We start from the raw sequence: 3,299 nt of genomic DNA, 5'->3' as shown, positions 1-3,299 counted from the left end.
GTTCCAGGCGTGGGCAGCCGAGCACCACGGTGCCCCGTCCGAGGGCGGCTATGCCGCGCTGCACCGCTGGTCCGTCGACGAACTCGAGACGTTCTGGGAAGCCGTCACCGAATGGTTCGACGTTCGGTTCTCGACCCCCTACGCGCGCGTGCTCGGTGATCGATCGATGCCCGGCGCGCAGTGGTTCCCCGACGCGACCCTGAACTACGCCGAGCACGCCCTGCGCGCAGCCGCGACCCGACCGGACGAACCGGCCCTCCTGTGCGTCGACGAGACCCACGAGCCGCGCCCGGTCACGTGGTCCGAGCTGCGCCGCCAGGTCGGCTCCCTGGCCGCTGAACTGCGCGCCCTCGGTGTCCGCCCAGGAGACCGCGTCAGCGGCTACCTCCCGAACATCCCGCAGGCCGTCGTGGCCCTCCTCGCCACGGCCACCGTCGGCGGCGTCTGGACGTCCTGCGCCCCCGACTTCGGCGCCCGCAGCGTCCTCGACCGCTTCCAGCAGGTCGAACCGGTGGTCCTGTTCACCGTCGATGGCTACCGCTACGGCGGCAAGCAGCACGACCGCCGGGACACCGTCGCCGAGCTGCGCCGCGAGCTCCCCACCCTGCGCGCCGTCGTGCACATCCCCCTCCTGGGCACGGAAGCACCCGACGGAGTGCTGGAATGGTCCGCCCTGACGAGCGCGGACACCGACCCGCACTTCGAGCAGGTCCCCTTCGACCACCCCCTGTGGGTGCTGTATTCCTCCGGCACGACCGGCCTCCCCAAGGCCATCGTCCAGTCCCAGGGCGGCATCCTCGTCGAACACCTCAAGCAGCTCGGCCTGCACTGCGACCTCGGCCCCGAGGACCGTTTCTTCTGGTACACGTCGACCGGCTGGATGATGTGGAATTTCCTCGTCTCCGGCCTCCTGACCGGCACCACGATCGTCCTCTACGACGGCAGCCCCGGCTACCCCGACACAGGCGCCCAGTGGCGCGTCGCCGAACGCACGGCAGCCACCCTCTACGGCACCTCGGCCGCGTACGTCATGGCCTGCCGCAAGGCAGACCTGCACCCCGCACGGGACTACGACCTCTCCACAGTGCAGTGCGTCGCCACCACCGGATCGCCCCTGCCCCCCGATGGATTCCGCTGGCTCCACGACGAGGTCCGCGACGACCTGTGGATCGCCTCCGTCAGTGGGGGCACGGACGTGTGCTCCTGCTTCGCAGGCGCCGTACCGACCCTGCCCGTGTACATCGGCGAACTCCAGGCGCCCGGGCTGGGCACCGACCTGCAGTCCTGGGACCCGAGCGGCACATCCCTGATCGACGAGGTCGGCGAGCTCGTGGTCACCAACCCCATGCCGTCCATGCCGATCTACTTCTGGAACGACCCGGACGGCAGCCGCTACCACGACAGCTACTTCGACACCTACCCCGGCGTGTGGCGCCACGGCGACTGGATCACCGTCACCTCCCGAGGCTCCGTGGTCATCCACGGCCGCTCCGACTCCACCCTCAACCGGCAGGGCGTGCGCATGGGCTCGGCCGACATCTACGAAGCCGTGGAACGCCTCCCCGAGATCAAGGAATCCCTCGTCATCGGCATCGAACAGCCCGACGGCGGCTACTGGATGCCCCTGTTCGTGCACCTTGCCCCCGGAGCCACCCTCGACGAGACCCTCGTGAACCGCATCAAGCAGACCATCCGCGAGCAGCTCTCACCGCGCCACATCCCCGACGACATCATCGAGGTGCCCGGAATCCCGCACACCCTCACCGGAAAGCGCATCGAGGTCCCGGTCAAACGCCTGCTCCAGGGCACCCCCCTCGACAAGGCTGTCAACCCCGGCTCCATCGACAACCTCGAGCTGCTCCACTTCTACGAGGACCTGGGCCGCAAGCGAGCCTGACCACCCCGCACCGCAAGCGATCAAGCACGGCTGCCTCCCGTTCAGCGACCACGACGTCGACGTCCGAGGCCGAAGCACGCCAGCCGGCCATGCCCGCTGTGACCTGCGCTGTTCGTCAGCGATCGACCATCTCGGACACCGTTGTCAGTGCGGCCGGTTACTGTGAGTGAGAATTGATCGACTGCGCACAGGGGGAAAGATGGCGCACACCGACCACCAGACCATGCGACGCGTCCTGCGCCGCGAAATCGCCGGCACCATCGGCCTGCTGACCGATGAACACGACTTCCGAGCCATGCGGCGCTACCGCAGTTTCACCTTCGACGACCACAAGACCTACCTCCAGGAGGTCGAATCCCTGCTCAGGACACGCGCCTCGCAGGGCAGCCACACCACGGTGGCCCTCTTCGACCCACGGGAGTACGCCGAGTTCTGCGCGGAGCAGGGACTCGCCCCCGACATCCCGGCGAGCCGCACCCGCTTCACAGCGGAACTGGCGGCCACGGGCCCCACCGTTCCCTACGAAGGCCAGACCCTCACCGACCTGGTTCCCGTACTCGTCGACGAAGCGGTCCGGCAAGCGACCTGGGAATACGCCTCGACGCTCCTGGCCCGCCTCGGCGCCTGCGCAACCTGCGGCGAGGACCTCGGCCGCGCCGCGTTCGCCCGCGCCACAAACCTCCTCGTCCGCATCCTCGACACGGCCCCGCCGGGCAACCGGCACCTCGTGTGCAGCGTCTCAGCCACGCCGGAGACCCTCGTCGCCGTCCTCCACGCAGACGACACCGATGGCACCACGCGACTCGACGAGGCCGAAGCCCTCGAATTCAGCACCGTCCTGGCCCTGGGCATTGCCACCCAGACCCCCGGCGGACTCGTCATGCGGACCACCACTCCCGGAACCGCAGACCGCATCTACGGATGGCGCCTCCGCGGAGACGGCCTCGAACCCCTCAGCGCCGGCGAGGTCTTCGACGCCTACTGCACCGACGTCGAATCGGGAGACCTCATCGCCCCGGAATCAGACGTCGACTACTGCGGACCACCCGACCTGGGACCGGATGGAGGACCGACCACGGAGCACCACCACTGAACACCTGACGGCGAAGGGGCGCCCCACCCGCAGGTGGAGCGCCCCAGAAAAAGATCTGCCGGTGGCCGGCTCGCCCTACTCGCCGGAAAGGACCGCCTGAGCCGCGCTGCGCGCCTCCTCGGCGCTGTCCGCCGCCCGCGCAGCCGCCGCAGCGCGCTCGCACTGCGCGAGCGTGTACTTCGCCAGCGTCGCCCGGACATAAGGAATCGACGCCGCACCCATGGAAAGGGAGGTGACACCCAGACCCGTCAGCACACACGCGAGCAGCGGGTCGGACGCGGCCTCACCACAGACACCGCAGCTCTTGCC

At 69.1% G+C, this 3,299-nt stretch carries 3 protein-coding genes; 2 read left to right on the top strand and 1 reads right to left on the bottom strand.

Annotated elements, in window-relative coordinates:
- The coding region (locus ACTWQJ_RS48930; protein ID WP_443312816.1) for an acetoacetate--CoA ligase at nt 1–1,897 on the top strand (1,897 nt) is incomplete at its 5' end.
- 199 nt (nt 1,898–2,096) lie between these two features.
- Entirely contained in the window at nt 2,097–2,990 is an 894-nt protein-coding gene (locus ACTWQJ_RS48925) for a hypothetical protein (protein WP_443312815.1), read from the top strand.
- Nucleotides 2,991–3,065: 75 nt separating this feature from the next.
- On the opposite strand, the gene ACTWQJ_RS48920 is transcribed toward ACTWQJ_RS48925, so the two are convergent.
- On the bottom strand, nt 3,066–3,299 hold a 234-nt coding region (locus ACTWQJ_RS48920; RefSeq protein ID WP_443312814.1), incomplete at its 5' end, for a putative PEP-binding protein.

The organism is Streptomyces sp. KR55 (genome assembly GCF_052245645.1).
Taxonomy (GTDB): Bacteria; Actinomycetota; Actinomycetes; order Streptomycetales; family Streptomycetaceae; genus Streptomyces; species Streptomyces flavusporus.
The sequence above is the reverse complement of the archived record's forward strand: the minus strand, read 5'-3'. Positions and strand labels throughout refer to the sequence as shown.

What these genes read in the sequence shown, in the direction of transcription:
- ACTWQJ_RS48925 (WP_443312815.1), top strand. Translation starts at nt 2,097, where the DNA reads ATGGCGCACACCGACCACCAGACCATGCGACGCGTCCTGCGCCGCGAA.